The sequence below is a fragment of the Bacteroidota bacterium genome (assembly GCA_016718825.1).
Classification (GTDB): Bacteria; Bacteroidota; Bacteroidia; order J057; family JADKCL01; genus JADKCL01.
Genome location: JADKCL010000004.1, coordinates 273970 through 294583, shown reverse-complemented (window position 1 = coordinate 294583; position 20614 = coordinate 273970). Strand labels below are relative to the sequence as shown.

The 20614-nt window shown below is 52.6% G+C and carries 17 protein-coding genes and 2 pseudogenes; 11 read left to right on the top strand and 8 right to left on the bottom strand.

Translation table 11 applies throughout. From position 1 onward, the window contains the following. Window positions 1-28: 28 nt before the first annotated feature. Complete coding sequence (locus IPN95_06430) at window positions 29-934, top strand: AraC family transcriptional regulator (protein ID MBK9449039.1); 906 nt, start codon at window positions 29-31, stop codon at window positions 932-934. Window positions 935-1095: 161 nt separating this feature from the next. Here IPN95_06430 and IPN95_06425 read toward each other — a convergent pair whose 3' ends face one another. Then, window positions 1096-1329: a type II toxin-antitoxin system RelE/ParE family toxin gene (locus IPN95_06425; GenBank protein MBK9449038.1), complete on the bottom strand. Its 234-nt coding sequence runs from the start codon at window positions 1327-1329 to the stop codon at window positions 1096-1098. Between the two features lie 43 nt (window positions 1330-1372). After that, window positions 1373-1621 (bottom strand): hypothetical protein, encoded by a 249-nt coding sequence (locus tag IPN95_06420; GenBank protein MBK9449037.1) that lies wholly within the window; start codon window positions 1619-1621, stop codon window positions 1373-1375. Between the two features lie 82 nt (window positions 1622-1703). Here IPN95_06420 and IPN95_06415 point away from each other — a divergent pair, with 82 nt between their 5' ends. After that, window positions 1704-2705, top strand: coding sequence for a histidine kinase (locus IPN95_06415; protein MBK9449036.1), 1002 nt, complete (start codon window positions 1704-1706; stop codon window positions 2703-2705). Continuing rightward, window positions 2702-3451, top strand: a complete 750-nt coding sequence (locus tag IPN95_06410; GenBank protein MBK9449035.1) for a response regulator transcription factor — start codon at window positions 2702-2704, stop codon at window positions 3449-3451. The genes IPN95_06415 and IPN95_06410 overlap by 4 nt, the downstream gene beginning before the upstream one ends. 540 nt (window positions 3452-3991) lie before the next feature. On the opposite strand, the gene IPN95_06405 is transcribed toward IPN95_06410, so the two are convergent. Then, window positions 3992-4522: a transposase gene (locus IPN95_06405; GenBank protein MBK9449034.1), complete on the bottom strand. Its 531-nt coding sequence runs from the start codon at window positions 4520-4522 to the stop codon at window positions 3992-3994. Between the two features lie 453 nt (window positions 4523-4975). Here IPN95_06405 and IPN95_06400 point away from each other — a divergent pair, with 453 nt between their 5' ends. From IPN95_06400 to IPN95_06380, 5 genes and pseudogenes are all read left to right on the top strand, one after another. Beyond that, window positions 4976-6328: a TolC family protein gene (locus tag IPN95_06400; GenBank protein MBK9449033.1), complete on the top strand. Its 1353-nt coding sequence runs from the start codon at window positions 4976-4978 to the stop codon at window positions 6326-6328. An 86-nt stretch (window positions 6329-6414) separates the two neighbouring features. After that, window positions 6415-7524, top strand: a complete 1110-nt coding sequence (locus IPN95_06395) for an HlyD family efflux transporter periplasmic adaptor subunit (protein ID MBK9449032.1) — start codon at window positions 6415-6417, stop codon at window positions 7522-7524. Continuing rightward, window positions 7521-8774, top strand: coding sequence for an ABC transporter permease (locus IPN95_06390; protein ID MBK9449031.1), 1254 nt, complete (start codon window positions 7521-7523; stop codon window positions 8772-8774). The genes IPN95_06395 and IPN95_06390 overlap by 4 nt, the downstream gene beginning before the upstream one ends. After that, window positions 8771-9462, top strand: a pseudogene (locus IPN95_06385) (ABC transporter ATP-binding protein). Before IPN95_06390 ends, IPN95_06385 begins: the two are co-directional and overlap by 4 nt. Window positions 9463-9479: 17 nt before the next feature. Continuing rightward, window positions 9480-9704: a hypothetical protein gene (locus IPN95_06380; GenBank protein MBK9449030.1), complete on the top strand. Its 225-nt coding sequence runs from the start codon at window positions 9480-9482 to the stop codon at window positions 9702-9704. Window positions 9705-9851: 147 nt separating this feature from the next. Here IPN95_06380 and IPN95_06375 read toward each other — a convergent pair whose 3' ends face one another. Next, complete coding sequence (locus tag IPN95_06375) at window positions 9852-11990, bottom strand: T9SS type A sorting domain-containing protein (GenBank protein ID MBK9449029.1); 2139 nt, start codon at window positions 11988-11990, stop codon at window positions 9852-9854. 632 nt (window positions 11991-12622) lie between these two features. Here IPN95_06375 and IPN95_06370 point away from each other — a divergent pair. The 3 genes and pseudogenes from IPN95_06370 (at window position 12623) to IPN95_06360 (ending at window position 15928) form a co-directional block, all read left to right on the top strand. Beyond that, a pseudogene (locus IPN95_06370) lies at window positions 12623-13716 on the top strand (Mrp/NBP35 family ATP-binding protein). 1 nt (window position 13717) lies between these two features. Further along, window positions 13718-14131 (top strand): NifU family protein, encoded by a 414-nt coding sequence (locus tag IPN95_06365; GenBank protein ID MBK9449028.1) that lies wholly within the window; start codon window positions 13718-13720, stop codon window positions 14129-14131. Window positions 14132-14449: 318 nt separating this feature from the next. Then, complete coding sequence (locus IPN95_06360) at window positions 14450-15928, top strand: hypothetical protein (protein ID MBK9449027.1); 1479 nt, start codon at window positions 14450-14452, stop codon at window positions 15926-15928. Between the two features lie 245 nt (window positions 15929-16173). On the opposite strand, the gene IPN95_06355 is transcribed toward IPN95_06360, so the two are convergent. From IPN95_06355 to IPN95_06340, 4 genes are all read right to left on the bottom strand, one after another. Continuing rightward, window positions 16174-16860: a hypothetical protein gene (locus IPN95_06355; GenBank protein MBK9449026.1), complete on the bottom strand. Its 687-nt coding sequence runs from the start codon at window positions 16858-16860 to the stop codon at window positions 16174-16176. 120 nt (window positions 16861-16980) lie between these two features. Further along, window positions 16981-18216: an alanine dehydrogenase gene (locus IPN95_06350; GenBank protein ID MBK9449025.1), complete on the bottom strand. Its 1236-nt coding sequence runs from the start codon at window positions 18214-18216 to the stop codon at window positions 16981-16983. A 3-nt stretch (window positions 18217-18219) separates the two neighbouring features. Continuing rightward, a complete protein-coding gene (gene tsaE / locus IPN95_06345) occupies window positions 18220-18666 on the bottom strand; it encodes a tRNA (adenosine(37)-N6)-threonylcarbamoyltransferase complex ATPase subunit type 1 TsaE (GenBank protein ID MBK9449024.1) in 447 nt (148 codons plus the stop codon). 304 nt (window positions 18667-18970) lie between these two features. After that, window positions 18971-20536, bottom strand: a complete 1566-nt coding sequence (locus IPN95_06340; GenBank protein ID MBK9449023.1) for a bifunctional response regulator/alkaline phosphatase family protein — start codon at window positions 20534-20536, stop codon at window positions 18971-18973. Window positions 20537-20614: the final 78 nt, after the last annotated feature.

Here is a 20614-nt window from a genome sequence, read left to right as displayed (position 1 = left end):
ATCGCAGATTCAGAAAAATGGAATAAAAATGGCTGAGTTTTTTCACACCAAAAGCATTTCGGAAGTCCATCAATTTTTAGGATTGGGGAAGCCTGCCCATCCCTTGATTACCATCATCCGGGAATGGCCCAAGCTGGATCTGGACATTCTTAACCTCAAGTTGACGAGTGACTTGTACCTTTTTTCGATGAAGGGCAAAATCAATGGCACCTTCCGTTATGGCCGTAATTCGTATGATTTCGAAGAAGGTGCGTTGGTGTTTATTGCCCCGCATCAAGTGGTCTCCTTTGAGGATCCGATGGAGCACGAAGGCAGTTCCGGCTGGACCATTCTTTTTCATCCCGACTTGATACGCAATTCGGCATTGGGGAGCACGATCACGAGTTATGGTTTTCTGGATTACGACGTGACGGAAGCCTTGCACCTCTCTGAAAAGGAGCAAATTTCCTTGAATGATTTGGTGGAGAAGATCGAGACGGAAATTCATCAGAACTTCGACCGCCATTCGCAGGATTTGATTGTGCAGAATTTGGAGACAATTCTGAAGTACAGCAACCGCTATTACGAAAGGCAATTTTACACGCGCACGAATTTGAATGTCGATCTTGTGCAGCGCTTCGAGAAATTCCTGGAAACGTATTTCGCCTCCGACGAATTGATGGAAAAGGGGATTCCGACCCTCAAACAATGTGGCGAGGCGCTCAATATGTCGGGTCCGTATTTGAGTGACCTCCTGCGGCTCTCTACAGGCAGCAGTGCCAAGGAACATATTCACCGGCATATCATCTCAAGCGCGAAAGTGACCCTGTTGCGGTCCAATATTTCGGTGGCGGAAGTGGCCTACAAATTGGGCTTCGAATACCCGCAACACTTCAGCAAATTGTTCAAATCCCAAACGGGGATGAGTCCTTCGGAGTATCGGAATTTGAATTGAGGGGAGGGGCAGCATCAGTTCCCCCCTTGTTGTGGATCCTGGGCGTGCGCGGGTGGCTTCGTGGTGGGGCCTTCCCCCTCCCCCCCCTTTTCAGCACTCGCCACTGGCGACAAACCTATTCTCCTAGCGCTGGATGCTGATTTACAGTTTCGCCATGTCAATTACACCCGCGATGATTTTGCATGCCTTATGGTAACGACTTCTACTTTATCGTTGCCCTTGATGCGATAATAGAGAATGAATGTTCCATAAACGATGCATTTGCGCGCAGCATCAAACCTTTGCGATTCGGGAAACTGACGAGGGAATTGAGAAATTTGATCAATTTTGTTTGCAAATGAAAGCATGAATCTTTTGGCTGAGGCTTGTCCTGCAACGGATTCGAGGTATTCCAAAATTTCCTGCACCTCCGTTTCAACTCCGGGAGCAAGCGTAATTTCAAACGCCATATTGTGCAAACTTTTTCCGAAATTCCTCCCAGGAAATGCCCTTTCCAGCATCGAGATCCGCCAATCCCCGGGTGATCGCAGCTTGGTCCTTGGCAGTCCAGGTTTCGGTCAGACCTTCTTGCGCAACGAGTTCATCCAGATAAGCCTTTACCAAGGTCAGTACATGCTGACTTTCTACTGAATCCAATCGCTGGAAAAGTGCCTTTTTCTGCTCCTGTATTGTCTCTTGCGAATTCATATTCCAATGATATCGAACTTAGGGGGAAAAAGCAAGTCTTCAGTACTTACGGGCTTCGGCAAAATTCCTTACCTTGCCGCCGATGTCCAAGTCGATTCATATCCCTTATCGCAGCCTTTGGAAGATGGCCTTGCTCACCGCGCCGTTGTTGGCCGTGGCTTTGGCGAGTCCGATTTTGATTGCATCGGGCATCGGATGGGAATATGCCGGGGTGATTTTGCCGGCGACAACGGGGATTGCCTTGTTGGCTTGGGCGCTGAATTTGGCCTTTTTGCCGTGGATGCAGCGCCTGGGAAAGTGGAAATGGCTGCAAATTTTCCTGATCGGCGGATTGATGATCAGCGTTTCCATGGTGATTTTGAAGGTCTTGCACGGGCAATTGCCGCCGCAGGCTGAGCGGTTGGCGATGATCAGGTATGTGAATGCATTTGCGGTCAATACCATCATTTATGTTTTGATTGACCTGCGGATGTTGTCGGAAACGAAGGCACGTTTGGTCGAGGAAAACGCGCAACTGCGAATGACCGGCCTTGAAACGCAATATCAGATTCTCAAGGATCAGGTGAATCCGCATTTTTTGTTCAATGCATTGGGAACCATTAAATCGCTTGCACGGCGCGATCCAGCCCTGACCGAGGCGTACATCATCCGTCTGAGTGACTTTTTGCGGGTGACCTTGCAGGAGGCGCGCGATCACGTGACACTTTCCGACGAATTGCGCTTGGTTCGAGACTATATTGAGCTGCAAAAAATGCGTTTTCATTCGGCGCTTGACTTCGAATGCGCGGCCGAGGTTTCGGCGGCGGAGTTCAAATTGCCGTATTTTTCGCTGCTGACGTTGGTCGAGAATGCCGTAAAGCACAATTCGATGACCGTGGAGGCGCCCTTGCGCATTCGCATTACCCGTGTGGGAGACAGGATTACGGTGTGGAACAACCGCCAATCCAAGTCAATGCATGCCGCAGGCAATGGCAGCGGCCTCTCCAACCTGCAACACCGTTGCCGTATATTAGGCCATGGCGAAATTGACATTCAAGAATCCGCCACCGAATATTCCGTTTCCTTCAACCTCTTGCCGGTATGAAAATTGTGATCCTGGAAGACGAGCCGATGATGGCCATGGACCTTGCGAGTGACATTCATTCGCTGCGTCCGGATTGGCAGGTGATCCAGACCTTGGGTTCGGTGAAGCAGGCAACGGAATGGCTCGCTGCGAATGGCGGATTTGATCTGATTTTCAGCGATATCCAACTGGGCGACGGCACTTGTTTTGATGTGTTTTCGAAGGTAGCACCTACTGCTCCGGTGATCTTTTGTACGGCGTATGACCAATATGCTTTGCAGGCCTTTCAGGCGAATGGCATTGGCTATCTGCTCAAACCCTATAGCCGTGACAGCCTGCGGCTAGCCATCGAGAAATTCGAAAAGCTGCGTCCTGCTGCGCCTGATTTTTCGGCGCTTTTGGCACAACTTGTTTCGCCCAAACCCGCCGTTCAGAGCCCACACCGCATCTTGGTGCACCACAAAGACAAGATCATTCCGGTGCCCTTGGAGGAGATTGCGCTGTTTTACCTGCACCATGAAAATACAATGCTGTTGCGCTTCGACGGGCAACGTTTTGCGTTGAATGAAAAATTGAGCGACATCGAGGAAATCGCCGGCCCGGATTTTTACCGCGCAAGCCGACAGCACTTGGTGAGCCGCAAAGCGATCCGCGAAGCAACCCAGTATTTTGCGAGAAAGCTGCTGCTGACGTTGACCGTGCCTTTTGAGGAGGAGGTCACCATCTCCAAGGAGAAGGTGGGCGGTTTTTTGGAGTGGTTAGCTTGAGGCGGAGGCCGGTTAGCTTGAGGCGGAGGCCGCGGGCTCAATGAGGCGGAGGCCTCCGGCCTCACCGCCGACGCTGCACCCATCCTCCGGCTGGCGAAAGTTGTGTTATTGGGTAGCTTCTCATTGACCTCTATTTTTCTGCCTCCGGCTGGCGAAACCGATGATTGTGATACAGTGAAATTAGCCTCAACTTGCTTCTGAGGACAACATTTCCGGAATTTTTCAGCCGGAGGCTGGCTGCAGGATAGCCCTGGCGGCGGGACGCCGCGGGCTCGATGAGGCGGAGGCCTCCGGCCTCACCGCCGACGCTGCACCCAGCCTCCGGCTGGCGAAAGTTGTGTTGTTGGGTAGCTTTTCATTGACCTCTATTTTCTGCCTCCGGCTGGCGAAACCGATGATTGTGATACAGTGAATGCGGCCGGGACTTGCATCTAAGTACAACATTTGCTGAATTTTTCAGCCGGAGGCTGGCTGCAGGATAGCCCTGGCGGCGGGACGCCGCGGGCTCGATGAGGCGGTGGCCACGGGCTCTGCGCTCCCTCAAACCCTGCAAACCGTGAGCGGACTGTCTGGGCTTGCACTTGAAAAATACCAATCTTCCGGTCGCGCCACGAATCCAGCTCGAACTGGATTCTCATGGATGTAAGCTTCTTTCTGACGGAAGAACCAATCAGTTTCGATTTCCTCGGGATAATTGTCTCGCGCCCAGAATTGAATGCGGGCATCGCGGGCATGGATCCGCGACAAGAACGAAAATCTGCTTTGGAGCCATTCTCTGCGGCTTTCCTTGGGATTTTCGTTCATCATGGCAATCATTTTCTTGGCGGTAAAGCTTTTGAAATCGCGTAAAGCCTCGCCGAGGGAGGTTTCCTTTCCTTTTGCAATCATGTGCAGGTGGTTGGTCATGAGGACGTACGCATAGATTTCCAGACCTTTGTTGCGTTGGCAGAATTCAAGGTTTTTAATGATTTCTTCACGGTAGTCCATTCGCGTGAAGAAATCCGTGTGGCCGACGACCGTCAAGGTAACAAAGTAGGGAATATCCGAAATCGTATAGGGGACTTTTGCCATTGGGTTCAAGGTTTTAGATGAATTGCAAATATAATTAGATTGAATGAGAACATAAATAGTAAATGGATATTATTTTTGTAAAAAGAGGCGGAGGCCTCCGGCCTCACCGCCGACGCTGCATTCAGCCCCGCGAGCGGGAGCCTCCGGCTGGCGAAAGTTGTATCATTGGGTAGCTTTTCATTGACCTCTGATTTTCTGCCTCGGGCTGGCGAAACCGATGATCGTGATACAGTGAATTTGGCCCAACTTGCTTCTGAGTACAACATTTCCGGAATTTTTCAGCCGGAGGCTGGCTGCAGGATAGCCCTGGCGGCGGGACGCCGCGGGCTCATTGTGTCGCGGGCTCCAACCTTGTCCGCTTCACTTGCGATTTTGTCCGCTTCACATACATAACAATAGGCACCCGCACGGGAGACGCGTAAGCTTGCATCGAAATCGATGATTACGATGCTGATGAAAAATCCATCCCCCCAAAGAAAGTGCATCCGGATGCTCGGCCTTTTGCCTGTGCTTCTTGCGCTCTTGCTCGCACCCAAACCCGCGTCGGCGCAGGGCTTGGAATTCAATTCCTTGGATGACCTGCTCACTTACGCCGACGCCCATAGCGCGGTCACCAAAAGCGCCGATGCCCAAACCGAACTCGCTCGCCTCCAAAATGCTGCGGCCATCGCCAATACGGTGAATTTGCGCGGAACTGCGTCGGTTACCGCGACCAACAACTTCGCGTTGCCGGTGAACTTCCTGCCGGCGGAGATCTTTGGTGGGCCTGCCGGGACCTTCCGGCAAGTGACTTTTGGACAGCAATTTGTAAATGTCGCTTCCATCGCGCCGCAATTGGATGTCGTGAATCCCAGCACTTGGGCCCGTGTCGGAAGCGCACGTTCGAGTGCCGAATTGACCGCCACCACCAATGCGCTCAATCGCCGCAATCAGCACGAGAATATTGCGACCACATATTGCAACCTCGGCTCGGTGACGGCTCAACAGGAGGCAGCCGAAGCCAATTTGCGGGCGGCCGACAGCATCGTTTCCCTGGTGCAAAACCGCTTCGATGCCGGCATTGGACGGCTGCAGGACCTCAACAATGCCAAGGTCAACCGTGCGAATTTGTCCGATTTTGTGCAGCAATTGGAAGTACGCAAGGCACAGCAAATCTTGAGCCTCAAGGGATTGCTAGGGATGCCACCGCAGGAGGTCCTGACGTACGAACGCCTTGCACCGGTAGAAGCCAATGCCTATCCGACCCCCGCAAACAGCCAATTGTTGCGCAAGCAAGCCGCTTATGCCACGGCCGTGCAACGCTCCGAATTGCTCGCCAACCGTTTGGCTTTCCTGCCCACCTTTTCCATCGTGGCGGGCTTCAATTGGCAGCAAAACAGCAACGAAAAAATGTTCAACAGCGCCGATTGGATCGATTCGCGATTTGTTGGATTCAAGCTCTCCGTTCCCCTGCCGACGGAAACAAAATTATGGTCGCAAGCCGAGGACTTCCGCATCAATCTGCGCCTCAAAGAGATCAATTCCGAGCAGGCTGCCTTGCAGGAAACGTTGCAAAATCAGCAATTGGATTTGGAAATTCGGAGAGCGACGGAAGCCTTGGTCAACGCCGAATCGATTGCAAAACTCAAGGAGGAAAATTACCGCTTGAGCAGCAACAATTACCTCGAAGGCATATTGTCGCTCGACCAATTGCTGACCGCTTTCACCGATAAAACCAATGCCATCCTGTCCAAAATCAATGCGGAGTGGAATTTGCAATTGCAGTTGAATAAGTTGGGGTTGAATCAGTTAGCGGATAGTAATTAGCAGTTAGCAGTTTTGGATCTGGAGATGCGGTGTGATGGTTTTGACGGACGCATTTCTTTTTGAAGAATGAATACCTTTTGTCAGACATGAAATCAAAATTGAATATTCTATTTTTTGCAGCAGCGGTGGTGTTGCTGTCATCTTGCGGCAAGAAGCAGCAGGAGAGCAAGGTTGAACGCCGGGACATTACGGAGTTTGTCTTTGCGACGGGTATTTTGGAACCCGAATATCAATACAATCTCACGGCCCAAAATGATGGTTATTTGATCGCTTTGGGCATTGAGGAAGGTGATTTGGTCAAGGCGGGCGATGTCCTCGCCGTGATCGACAACCCACAAAACAAGATCAGTTCGGGGAGTGCGCAGCAATTGCTCGCCATTGCCAAGGACAATGCAGCTGCAGATGCGCCGGCCTTGCGGCAAGTGGAGGCCAATATTACGGCGGCGGAAGACAAGGTCAAGCAGGACGAATTGCAGGTCGAGCGTTTCCGCAAATTGTGGGAAGGCAAAAGCGTTTCCAAGCTGGAATATGAAAATACGCAACTTGCATTGAGCAGCAGCCGCGCAAACTTGGAGTCACTCAAGCAGCAACTCGCCAACCTGAAGCGCCAAGCCAATCAGCAGGTGGTCGTGCAACGTTCCCAAAGTGATGTCAATCAAGTGCTTGCGGGGAACAATGCGGTGAAGGCCATCCTTTCCGGAAAAGTGTACCGTCGCTTCAAGCAGCTGGGTGATTTCGTGCGCCGCGGTGAAGTGATTGCGGTAATCGGAACGCCCGATACCTTGCATGCCCGCCTCAGTGTGGACGAAGGGAATATCAGCAAGATTCGGTTGGGTCAGCCTGCGCAGGTGCGCCTGAACGTGGACAATGACCGCAGCATCGCGGCCAAAATCAGCGAGATACGGCCTGCATTCGACGAACAAACGCAATCGTTTTTTGTGGAGGCTAGCTTCACCGATTCGCTGTTTTTCAAGATTTCGGGTACGCAATTGGAAGCGAATATTGAGACCGGGCAGCGCAAACAGGTGCTCGTCGTGCCCCGCAATTACTTGACTTACGGCGATATCGTGCGGGTAAAACGCGAGGAAGGCGAAGTGAAACAGGTCGTGAAAACCGGCTTTGTTTCGAGTGAGTGGGTGGAAATTCTGGAAGGATTGAAGGAAGGTGAAGCCATCATTACGGACGTACTCAAATGAAAAAAAATGTCAAACACAAGGTGAATTCGGAGATTGCGGTCACGCACCTCGTCACCCGCAAGCGTCAGATTCTGATGGCGGCAATGGGCGTGACGGTGGGCATTGGCATCTTTATCTTCATGAATTCGCTGATGAAAGGCTTTGACCGCTATTCGACCGAATCGCTGTTCAAGACCGTCCCGCACCTGCGGGTGTACCGCGAGGATGCGATGAGTGCGCCCATTGCGGAAGTGCCTGCGGGCGACAGCAATTCGGCAGCGGTCATTCTCAACCCTAAAATCACGAATCAGAGCAAGAAGATTGTGAATCCGGATCAGGTGATGGCGCAAATCAAGGCATTGCCCTACGTGACCGCCGTGACGCCCGATGTTGCCGTCAATGTCTTCTACAACAATGGTCAAGCACAAGTGACAGGCCGTGTTTCTGGTGTCGATGTGCGGGAAGAGGATGCGATGTTTAACCTGACGGCGAGTATGTTGGAGGGCGATATCAAAGCCATCGAAACGCGACAAGACGGGATTGCCCTCGGCGAAGGAATTGTCAAGAAGCTGAACGTACGCGTTGGGGACAATATTACGGTGAGCAGCGCCGTAGGCGTTTCCAAGAATCTAAAGGTGATCGGCATTTTCAAAACCGGCATCACGAGCATCGACAAGACCAAGGCCTATATCAATATTGCGACGGCTCAACAATTGCTGCGCCAAGGACCAAGTTATATTACGGACATTTTTGTGAATGTCAAGGACGCCAACAAGGCCAAAACCTATATCCCGGAACTGCGCAGCGCCACGGGTTACGACGTCGAGGACTGGGAAACGGCCAATTCGTCGGCCATGGCCGCCAACCGTATCCGCCGCGTGATGGCCTTCAGTATCAGCATGTCGATTTTGCTCGTCGCCGGATTTGGTATCTACAATATCCTGAATATGACCATCATGCAAAAGATGAACGACATTGCGATCCTCAAAGCTATGGGCTTTTCCGGATGGGATGTGACCAAAATATTTATGATGCAGGCCTTGCTCATCGGCGTCATCGGCGTGATGATGGGCTGGGGTTTGGGAAGCCTGATTGTGACGCTGTTGTCCAAGGTTTATGTCGGCGGTGACATCGGTTATTTCCCGATTCGCTTCGAACCCATGTATTTCGGAATGGCCACGATGTTTGGCTTGATCGTGACCAGTTTGGCAGGATTTTTACCTGCACGCAAAGCCGCAAAAGTGGATCCTGTAGCCATTTTCAGAAAATGATCACACGCGAAAACATTTTGGAGACCAAGGGCATCGGGAAATATTTCACTGATCCGGTCAAGATCAAGGTGCTCGACGACATCAGCTTCGAGGCGCACCGTGGCGAATTCCTCACCCTTGTGGGGAAATCCGGCTGCGGGAAATCGACCTGCTCTACATCCTGAGCACCATGGACACCGAATACGAAGGCAATTTGATGATCGACGGCGAAGTGCTCAGCGGCAAAAAGCTCGACCGGCTCGCGGCAGTTCGCAATGAAAAAATCGGCTTCGTCTTTCAATTCCACTACCTTTTGCCCGAATTCACCTGCCTGAAGAATGTGATGATTCCGGCCTTGAAGTTGGGTAAATATTCGCGGAAGGAAATCGAGGAACGGGCCTACCAAAAGCTGGAAATGTTGGGTTTGGCGGATCAGGCGCTCAAGCAGGCGAGCAAGCTCTCCGGCGGGCAGCAGCAGCGTGTGGCCATTGCCCGCGCCTTGATCAACGATCCCTTGATGATCATGGGCGACGAACCGACCGGCAACCTCGACAGCAAAAATGCGGGGATCGTGTTCGACATTTTCAAGGAATTGAGCACGGTGTACAATCAAACGATCATCGCGGTGACCCACGACCTGGACTTCGCCCGCCAAAGCGACCGCACCATCGAAATGAGCGACGGGAAGATTGTGAGCCATGGGCGGTAGGGGGTGGAAGATCGGAGGTGCGGTACAAAGGTGGCCTTGGACCAAGTCCATTCGGCTATTACCATCGAAATGATGAAGCCTTGCAGGCATTCCTCGAAGGTGACAATCCCGGAAAGGCAGCAGGGGAAACGCCAAAGGTTTGGAAGGATGCTTATGCGCTGTTGGGAGTTTTAGGCTTGGTGGAAGTTGTAAGTGTCGTGGGAGACCAACTTGGATTTGATCGCCTTTTAACTGACCCTTGACGACCGTAGCGTCGTTTTGGGTCCTCTGGTGTCAGTTTCCCAAGGAATTGATCCCGTGATGGATTTGCGAAAGAATAGCTCCTATGAAACAAAACAAAAAGCCCACGAACCGAAATCCGCGGGCTTTTTGAAAGGCTGCCGAACAGGCTACTGCACCACGAGCCGGAATACCTTGCGGTGTCCCAAGTCGGAAGTGACTTCCACCATGTAGTTTCCTGCCGCAAAGTTTCTGATGTCAAACGTCTGCCGTTGGCCCAAATCTTGGAGATTTTCCATTCGAAGGGTGCGTCCAAACATGTCCCGGATCAGGACTTGAATAGGGAAGCCGATCGGATTTCCTGTTTCCAGTGTGAATTGGCCGGTTGTCGGATTGGGGAAGATCGCCAAGTCGGACCATTGTCCCATTTGGGCATCGATACCCACGACTGTAGTCGTATCGCTGATTCCCTCGCAACCGACGGAGTCGGTGACCCTCAAGGAATATGAGGCGGTTTGCGCGATTGTATAGGTCATGTTGGTGGCACCGGGGATGTTGCTTCCATTCATCAACCATTGGTAGGTGGGCCATGCTTGCGAAGCTGTCAGGAGGTTTCCCGATTGGGTGAATGTCGGGACGGGAGCAGGCAATGCGCCGACGGTAAACGATTGGGTGCCTGTGCAACCTGATGCATCGGTAACCGTGACGGAGTAGGACCCCGCGCCGACATTGGTGAGGTCTTCCGTCAATGCACTGTTGCTCCAAAGGTAGGTGTAACCCAAGCAGTCATTGCCCCCTGCCACCGAGATGTTGATGCCTCCACTGGCATTCAATGCACAACTGGGGCTCGTATTGGCAGTCACCTGAATTGCAGGTGGTGCAGAAAGCCATACGCTGTCCAGATAGGTAAGGCCTCCCGCATCTGTCATCGTGACGTAATGCATGCCGGCGGCGAGTCCGGTTGCAGTGGCGCTCGTGGCCCCGTTGCTCCAGAGGTAGGTATATGCGGCACAACCACCGTTTCCTGCTGCATGTGCGACGCCGTCGCTGGCATTTGCGCAGGAGACATTGTAGCCGCAGCTCGTGGTGTCCACCGATGTGGAACCGGCAAAATTGCCTCCGGTTACGGTGACCGATGCTGCGCAAGTGGAGGTGTTTCCATTGCCGTCAAATACGGTCAGGATGATTGTGCTTGTCCCGGCATTGGCGCAGGTAAAAGCCGTTTGGCTGAGCGAAAGGGAATCGACGGCACAATTGTCGGTGCTTCCGCCGTCGGCGGCTGCTGCGGTTGTGCTGCCATTTCCTTGGGAATCCAAGGTCACGCTGATGGGCTGGCAAACTGCCGTAGGAGCCACATTGTCAAGGGAAACGGTGACAGGAACCCGAGGTGAAGGAGTACAATTGCTGGCGATCCAAGTAAATACGACTTGGCCGTCACCTGTTTGTACCCCTGTAGCGGTGACACCATTGGTTACCCCGCCGAGGTAAGAGGATCCGCCGCCACCATGGCCGTCTTCGGAGCTTCCCCCGCCGCCGTAGTAACCGCCTCCGCCACCGCCGGCATGCCCATTGGGGTGATTGCCCGAATTTCCGCCAAGTCCGAGGGTGCCTGGTTGCCCGTTGTAGTTTCCTACGCCTGCGATCCCTCCGGCGGAGGGCGTTCCTCCTCTACCATTTTTGACGGAAGTTCCGCTTTCGGTTCCATTGTTTCCATTCAGTCCACCCCCAGCTCCTCCACCTCCGTTGCAGGCAGAGTATTCTGCGCCACCTCCACCGGCAGCTACGACGACACGGTTGGTCAAAGCGGTACCACCTTGGCGCACATCGGATGCGCCGCCGCCGGTTGCGCAGGTGGCGGTATTGGAACAACCTATTCCGCCACCATTGAATCCTCCCACGGATCCCGGTTTTCCGCGGCCGCCGACGTAAACTGTCAAGACTTCACCAGGAGTAACCGCCAAATCGCCTTCAGCCGATCCGCCCAATCCACCAATGAGGCCACAGGAAGTTGAGTCGTTCGTGTTGGTTCCCCCTCTCGCCCCTTTGGCCAGAATATGAATCGAATAGATCCCTGAAGGGACAGTGAATGACTGCGAACTGCCATTGTAATTGAAGGTTTGCGTGCCTGATGAACCTCCTGCAACGCCTTCGGCATAATAGGTCGTCGTGCCACCGGGTGTTACCGTATAGTTTGCCCCACTCGCCACGGTTGCAAGTGCAACGCCACCGGAAGGGACCGTATACCAAGAGATGTTGTTTCCTGTGGAAATGGCATTGAGGTCAGAGGACCCGCCCAGACAAATTACCATGGGGCTGGCTGTTACCGCCGATGGTGTAGTGCATGGCTGGGCCATCAGAGCCAGGTTGCCTGCGACCGTCAAACCGCAAAGCAAGAGTTTTAGTGGTGAAAAACGTTCTTTCATAAGCTAGAAATGATGATGTCTTAATTATTCGGATGTAAAATAGGAATATCTATCCAGTTCTGCATATTCCATCCGAAACGCTGTCAAGTAAAATGGGTTGCGCTCGATTTGGTCCTAACGTATTGGTTCCGTCTTTTCATCAGGTTGGCACCGGGCCGAATCTAGTTGATTTGATGGTTCCTGAATCGTTTGCCTTGGACCCAGTTTTTTGATTGGGAAGGCACCTAAGGGTTCAAACAAGGAAAAGTGCAGGCATCGGCAAAGTATTAAAAGCGGAACTTTGGTGGTTGCACTTTTTGTGGCATTGAACCCTAGTGTTGATTCAGATAGGGTTGGAAGAGATGCGGTTGAAAGCCGGGGAGCATTTCCTGCCCTTTTTGATCTGAAAATTGAAATCTTGGATGGGCACGATTTTGGCTGAATTGAAATGATGCGAGGAAGATGACGGAACCTTATCGTTTCAAACGGGTTATCCCATCAAAAACCGTTAGTTTAGCGACTCGATTGAGCATTGCAACATGATTTCCGCAGAAAAAGTACTCTCAGCCCTTCGGCATGTCCAAGATCCGGACTTGAAAAAGGATTTGGTAACCCTTGGAATGATCAAGGATATCTCCGTCAACGGACTCAAGGTGGCATTTACAGTTGTGTTGACGACGCCGGCTTGTCCGATGAAGGAGAAGATCAAGGCCGATTGCATCGCGGCGATTCAGAAATATGTGCATCCCGGTGCTGTTGTTGAGCCTTTTATGACGGCGAATGTCACGACGGTGGCCCGTCAAGACCGCCTTCCCAACGTGCGCAACATCATCGCCGTCGTTTCGGGCAAGGGCGGAGTCGGCAAGTCGACCGTGGCGGCCAATTTGGCGGTTTCCCTGGCTCAAAGCGGGGCACGGGTCGCGCTTTGTGATGCCGACATCTACGGTCCGAGCGTGCCGATCATGTTCGGACTCGAAGGGAAGGTGCCGATGGTGCAAAAAGTCGGCGACCGCGACCTGATGATTCCCATCGAACGCCATGGCGTCAAGGTCAATTCGATCGGCTTCCTCGTGCCGGCCGAGCATGCCATTGTCTGGCGCGGGCCGATGGCAAGCAAAGCCTTGCAACAGCTCATTTTCGACACCGAATGGGGCGAAATCGACTATCTCGTCCTGGACATGCCGCCCGGAACGGGGGATTTGCACTTGACATCGTGCAACAATTGCCCGTGACGGGTGTGGTGTTGGTGACGACACCGCAAAAGGTCGCCCTCGCCGATGCCCGCAAAGGCGCGGAGATGTTCCGTACGCCACAAGTCAATGTCCCGTTGTTGGGAATTGTAGAGAATATGGCGTTCTTTGTTCCTGAGGACCTTCCGGATAAGAAATATTTCATTTTCGGGCAGGATGGAGGCGCGAGACTCGCCGAAACCTTGGGAATTCCGCTGTTGGGGCAGATTCCATTGGTCGAGGATGTGCGGACGCGGGGTGATGAAGGAAATCCTTCCGCCTTGAATATGGATTCGCCAACAGGGAAGGCTTTTGCAAGTGTTGCAGCCGAAGTGGCAAGGCAGGTGGCGATTCGCAATTCGCAGACGCCTCCGACAGCCAAGGTACAGATGCAGGTACAATAGAATGATGAACGACGAAAATAGCAGTTTGTGGCAACGTGTCGAGCAGGCACTGGAATCGGTGCGGCCCTACCTCCGCAGTGACGGCGGCGATGTGCGCATCCACGCAATCCACGACGACCTCTCCGTCGAATTGGAACTGATGGGCAGCTGCGAAACCTGCCACATGAGCCATATGACCATGAAAGCCGGCCTTGAAGAGGCCATCAAGAAGGCTGCACCCGAGGTTTTAAGGGTGACGGCTGTGAATGCGTTGAGAGTGAGGAGTGTGAGAATTAGCGAAGGGGCGCAGTTCACGTGTGAGCCGCCTTGCGAACGTGCGCCCCTTCGCTATTGCCTCACACCCACCCCTTGCCACCGTCAATGCCCCCTTCGCTATAGCCACAAAACAAAAGCCCCCATCCGTCGCGACAGATAGAGACCTTTGCTTGCAGGATTCGCACCTGCTCCATACTATCTCCATGTTCCCAGCCGCCGGCGGCTGGTGTACAATTAGGCATTCAACCGGGTACAGTATAGAATTTTGTCAATGCTTTACGTTTTGCGAAAGAACGGGTCTCGCGGACCGATCTGGCAACCGTTTCAGGCTACGATACGAATTTGCCCCATCCCTCGCTGGAACTCAAGCCAGTTTCGATAAAAAATAAGTTTTGCTTTTGGAGAATATCTAAAATAATGCAATCATTATCAAATGATTGGTCTGTTTCCATGGCCGATTTTTTCGGGTTGATTTTTCATGAAAAATTCTGAATTCCTGTTTGAATTGATTCATTCGATGTCCAAGGCAGACAAGGACAATTTCATGCGGTTTGCGCGCGTGCGCGGGAAACGGAGCGATCTCAAATACGTGCAACTCTACCGCGCGATCGAAGGGCAGAAGACCTACAACGAGGCTGCACTCAAGACCGCCTTTGACTTCGCCAATTTCTCCGAAGCCAAAAACCATCTGACCAACTTGCTCTTGCGCATGCTTGCGGTGTATGACGAGCACCCGGAAACGCTGATGCAGAATAGGTTGACGGAGATTCGCATCCTGTTGGACCGGTCGTTGTACCATTTTGCGATGAAGCGGATCGAGCAAGCGCGGGAAATTGCCGTGGTGGAGGAGCGATTGGATGCCTTGCGGGCCTTGGCCGACTACGAATTGGTGGCTTTGCCTTTTGTGGCGCCCGTCAAAACCCTGCAGCAGCGCCGCGAAGCCGTGGTGGCCGATCGCAGCCTTGCCTTTGGAAAGCTCGAATTGCTGCAACAGCTCAAAAACCTGCACGACCGCGACTTGAATGCTGTATTGGACAAAAGTTCGCAGTCGGGGCATTTTGGGCCGGAGCTTGTTGCGGAAATCGAACGCCACCCTACACTGTCGCTGCCCGATGAGGCTTTGCCGGTTCGCGGTCAATCCCTCAAGCACCGCATCTGGAACGTGATCCGGATGCAGCAGCTCGACTTTGCCAACCGCGCCTTGGTATTGGAAAAGACCTTGCAATTGTTTGAACAGCATCCGTTTCTGATCGCCGAGGAAACCGTGCGTTATGTGTTTTCGCTTGGTGGTTACGGGACTTGCCTGAATGCCATCGGGCAATACGAGGCTTCGTTGGCTGCGACGTTGAAGTTGCTGAATATCAAGGCGAATCAAGACAATGTTGCACGCAGTATTTTCCTCAATTTCGCGACGAATATCTGCACGTACACATTGCTGAGCGGGGATGTGGCGCCACTGCGCACACACATGAGCTACCTGCTCGCGGGCTTGCGGGCGCATGCGGAGAGCACGCCTGCGGCGACTTTGGCCTACATTCGCTACCTGTTTGCGATTGTATTTTGGATGGCAGGCGACCTGCGCCGCGCGCAACGCTACGCCAAGGAGGTGGTCGAGAATCCGGCGGGACGGATCAACTATCAAGCAGCCTGCAAGACCTTTCTGCTGATTTTTGCCTGGGAACAGGAAGATTTGGATGCGATTGCGACCCTGTTGCGCGCTTGGCGGCGACAATGGCAAAAGAAGGCACCCGCCTACGAAATCGAACGCATCCTGGGCGACCACATGGGCAGAATGATCGGCATGGCCGGTAAAGAGGAGATTCTGCAGGAAATGGCCCGTTGTCTCGAAAATGTGCAGGCCTACCTCAGCGGCGGCATGCAGGTCCGCGCCGACAATTTTGTATTTGTCGTGCATTGGCTCAAGGCGAAGATCGGAGGGAAGGGGATAAGGAGTTAGTAGTGAGAAAGGTAGAAGTTTTTTTAGTCATTGTTTGGAGCATTTGAAAACGAAAACCAAGGAACCCATTTCGAAAACTTTGCGAACCATGCGTTCTTAACGTTTTCCTTTGTCTTTTTGAAACGCAAAGGCCGCAGAGGTTCGCAAAGTCCGCAATGAATCGTTCGAGTTTGCCCTAAGCCATTGACAGTGAAGCAAAATGGGAAATGAACAATCGCTCATTTCCCATTTTCCACTGCTAACTGCTAACTGCTAAGCGCTAACTGCCAATTACTTCCGACCTGCCCGAGTTGCTTTTGAAGTTCATCGAGGGTCTTTTTCTCGTTTTCGATGGTCTTCTTTTGCTCTTCTTGGGTCTTCTTGTTCAGCTCTTGGGTCTTCTTGTTTTCCTCGATTTCCTTTTGGAGTTTTTCGAGATCGGAACCCAATTTGGCCAATTCCTTTTCGAGGTCGGCTTGCTCTTTCACTTCGCCTTCCAATACTTTTGTTTGGGCTTCGATGGCCAAGTTCAATTCGTAGGTGCGCACTTCTTTTGCCAAACCTTCGAGCATTTTCTTGGCATTGTTCAATTCGGAGGCATGATCGGTTGGGTTCAACCAGTTATCATAACCCGTCGAAAGGAACAGGATCACCTTGCTTTCATTTTCCTTCTTGGTTTCGACTTTGTAGTAAATGTCGATCATGTTGGAGGAAATTTCAGGAAAGACCTGCGCTTTGAACGCTTCGTAGCCTTTTTCCTTTTTGCCTTTCAGCTTCTTGAATTTGTCTTCCATGACGGCCTCGACATTCTTCTGCTGACCTGTCAATTCGACAGTCAAGCATTTGCCATCGGTGCCGAGGGGAGATTTTTCAGTCCCTTCGGTGGCTTTTTGTGCCCATCCGGAAACAAAGAGGACTGTGAGGAACGCTGCGATGAGTGAGATTTTCTTCATAAAATTGATTTTCGGTATTAATCCACAAATATCGTTGCAAAACGTGTGCCAATGGATAAAATTCGTCTGAATCCGTGAATTTAGCAACGTTGAACGCTTAATCTGCAACATTTTAGCTGCTCAGAGCGTGCTCGCCACAAGCAGGTTGATGTCCATGAATTCGAGACCAAAAATGTTGGCCATCGAACGTTTCGTCAAATGCCTGCGGTAGATGTACACCCCGTGTTTCACGCCTTCGTTGATTTTCATGAGTTGCTCCATGCCGCCCATGTCGCCTGCTTTGATGAGCAAAGGCCCCAAGATGTTGCTCACGGCTGCGGATGCGGTTGCGGGCACGCGCGAGGCGATGTTGGGCACACAATAATGGATGACATCGTGCTCGACAAAGCTCGGTTGCTTGTGCGTGGTGGGGCGGCTCGTCTCCACGCAGCCACCTTGGTCGATGGCGACGTCGACGATGACCGAACCTTCGCGCATGTTGGCGACCATGTCTTCGGTGACTACGATCGGGGCGCGGTGGCCGGGCTTGAAGGCGGCGCCGATGATGACGTCGCTGCTCAAAACAAAATCCTCGATGTAGTTGTGAAGGCTGATCGCAGTCTGAATCCGCTGCCCAAGGGCCTGCTCCAGGTTGCGGAGTTGATGCACTTCCTCGTCGATCACGCGCACGGTGGCGCCCATGCCCAAGGCGGTACGCGCCGCGCCCAAGCCCACGGTGCCGGCACCGATGATGGTCACCACCGCAGGCGGTACGCCCGTGATGCCGCCAAAAAGGAGGCCTTTGCCGCCCGTATGCTTGCTCAGCAATTCGGAGGCGATGTGGATGCAGGTCACACCGGCGATTTCGCTCATGCTTTGCACGAGTGGCAATTCGCCGTCGCCGGACTGCAAAAATTCAAAGCCGATGGCCAGGATGTTTTTGCGGCTCATCGTGCGGATATGTTCCGCGCTCATGCTGCCCATGTTCACCGCCGAAATCAGCGTTTGATGCGGCCGCAGCATTTCCAATTCGTCGGTGGAAAGGGGAGAAACCTTGACAATGGTCTCTGCTTTGGTATAAATGTCTTCGAGCGTGTAGCAAAGATGGGCACCGGCGGCATTGTAGGCACCGTCGGGATAGCTGCTGTCTTCGCCCGCGCCTTTTTGGACAAATACTTCGTGGCCATTGGCGACGAGGATGCCGACGGATTCAGGCGTGAGTGCCACGCGGTATTCGGAAGGATCCGACTCTTTGGGTACGCCAATGCGCATCACCTTTTTTTCCCGCCGCACCTTGGTGGGCATTTCCATGGGAACCGCCCAAGCCGTGGGATTGAGTCCGCCAAGTATTCCGCCGCCTATTTTAGATTTCCCCATGCCTTAATGCATTGCAATTGTGATCTTTCTTTGTTCCGGCCCCGTGACCGTGATGTTGATTGTGACGGCTTCTTCAGGAACAAGCGGCTCGATGAGCTCAGGCCATTCCATGAAGCAATAGCTGCCGGATGCGAGGTATTCTTCAAAGCCAATGTCAAAGACCTCTGCGAGGTTCTCGATTCGGTAGAAGTCAAAGTGGAAAATGCTTCCTGCGGGACTATCGTACTCATTGACAATGGAAAACGTCGGGCTTTTGACCACGTCTTCGCTGCCGAGCAATTCGCAGATGGATTTGATGAGGGTGGTTTTGCCTGCGCCCATGGTGCCGTAAAATGCGAAAATCCTGTGAGAACCGCAGCTCTCCAGTATTTTGGCAGCAGCCAAACGCACATCGTCGAGATCGTGGGTCTCGATGGATGTCACGTCGTTTTGGGTCAGCGGTTGCCCCATGTCAAAGCATTGTCCTGTGCATAAATACAAAGGTAATCGCATTGCAGCGAATGCCCAACACGAGTTTTCCGCATTGTTGGGGTTGAAAGCTTTGTATTTAAACGCCCCGCACGCGGGACAGGCGCCGGGCGCCAACGTTCGCGAAGGACGCAAAGGAGGAGCTGCTACCGGCCCACGGTCCGTGGGGTATGATCAACGCTGACTTAAACGCAAAGTGCGCCCCGCAGGCGGGACAGGCGCCGGTTCGCGAAGGACGCAAAGTCAACAGCGGTTACCCGACTTTTCACTTTTCACTATTCACTTATCACTTCTTCGGGACCAGGTCGATCAACGGCACGATCATTTCATGCATGGAAATGCCGCCGTGTTGGAAGGTGTCGCGGAAGAATTTGACGTAGTAATTGTAGTTGTTGGGATAGGCGAAGAAATAGTCTTCGCTCGTGAACACGTAGGTGGAGCTCATGTTCATCTTGGGCAATTTGGCTTCCTCGGGGTGCTTGATCGTGAAAAGGAACTTCTCATTGTCGTAGCTGAGGTTGCGGCCCTGCTTGTAGCGCAAGTTGGTCGTCGTTTCGCGGTCGCCAATGATTTTGACGGGGCGATTGACATACACCGTGCCGTGGTCGCTCGTAATCACCACTTTGACTTTGTGTTGTGCGAGCTTTTTGAGCAATTCCAAGAGCGGCGAATGCTCGAACCAACTGCGTGAAACCGCCCGGTAGGCCGCTGGCGTGGGTGCCAATTCGCGGATGATGTTGACCTCCGTCCGCGAATGGGAGAGCATGTCGATGAAGTTGTAGACGATTGCGTTGAAATCGTTTTTCAGCAGGTTTTTGTAGTTTTCATTCAGCGAAAATCCCTCGTCGTTGGTGAGGATTTTGTGGTATGAAAACTTGGCGTTGAGGCGGCGACGGGTGATGTGCTCGCGCAGGAGGTCTTCCTCGTGGAGGTTTTTGCCGCCTTCTTCGTTGTCATTTTTCCAGTAGCGGGGGTATTTCTGCTGAATTTCACCGGGATGCAAGCCTGCAAAAATCGAATTCCGGCAATACTGCGTCGCGGTGGGCAAAATGCTGTAATAATGCCGCTCGCTTTCGATGTAGTAGTATTCGGAGATCAGCGGCTCGAGTTCCTTCCATTGGTCGTGGCGCATGCAGTCCACCAAGATGAAAAACACGCTTTCGTATTTGTCGCCGATGTCACGGAATGCAGATTGGGGCAATACGTCCGGGCTGAGAATGGGGCGCTCGTCAAGGTCGTCGCTGTTGACCCAGTCGAGGTAATTGTCCATCACCGTTCGGCTGAAGTTGAGATTTGCCTCCACGACTTGATTATGAAGGACCTCGAGCATGCTCTGATCCTCATTGTCTTCCATCTGCTTTTCCCAGTGGCTCAGCTTCTTGTAGATGTCGATCCAGTCTTTGTAGTCATTCTTCTCATAGAATTGCATCCCGATCTTGCGGAAATCCTGCTGATAGCCCGTATTGACCTTTTGGTTGACGAGTTGCTTGTTTTGCAGGATCTTTTTGCAAGCGAGCAGGATTTGGCTGGGATTGACCGGTTTGATGAGGTAGTCGCTGATCTTGGAGCCGATGGCATCCTCCATGATGTGTTCCTCCTCGCTTTTGGTGATCATGACCACGGGAAGATGCGGGTGCAGGACTTTGATTTCTGAAAGCACTTCGAGGCCGGACATGCCCGGCATGTTTTCGTCGAGGAAAACAATGTCAAAGGATTCGGCGCGGACCTGTTCCATGGCATCGAAGCCGTTGGAGGCCGTTGAGACTTGGAAGCCTTTCAGTTCGAGGAACTTGACATGGGGTTTGAGCAGTTCGATTTCGTCGTCGACCCAGAGAATTTTTGCGTTTTCCATCAGCATTTTACGTTGTTGCGGCTTTGCAGCAGGGCGAAAGTACGCAATTGATTGAAAAAGAGCCTAGGAATAAGCTTT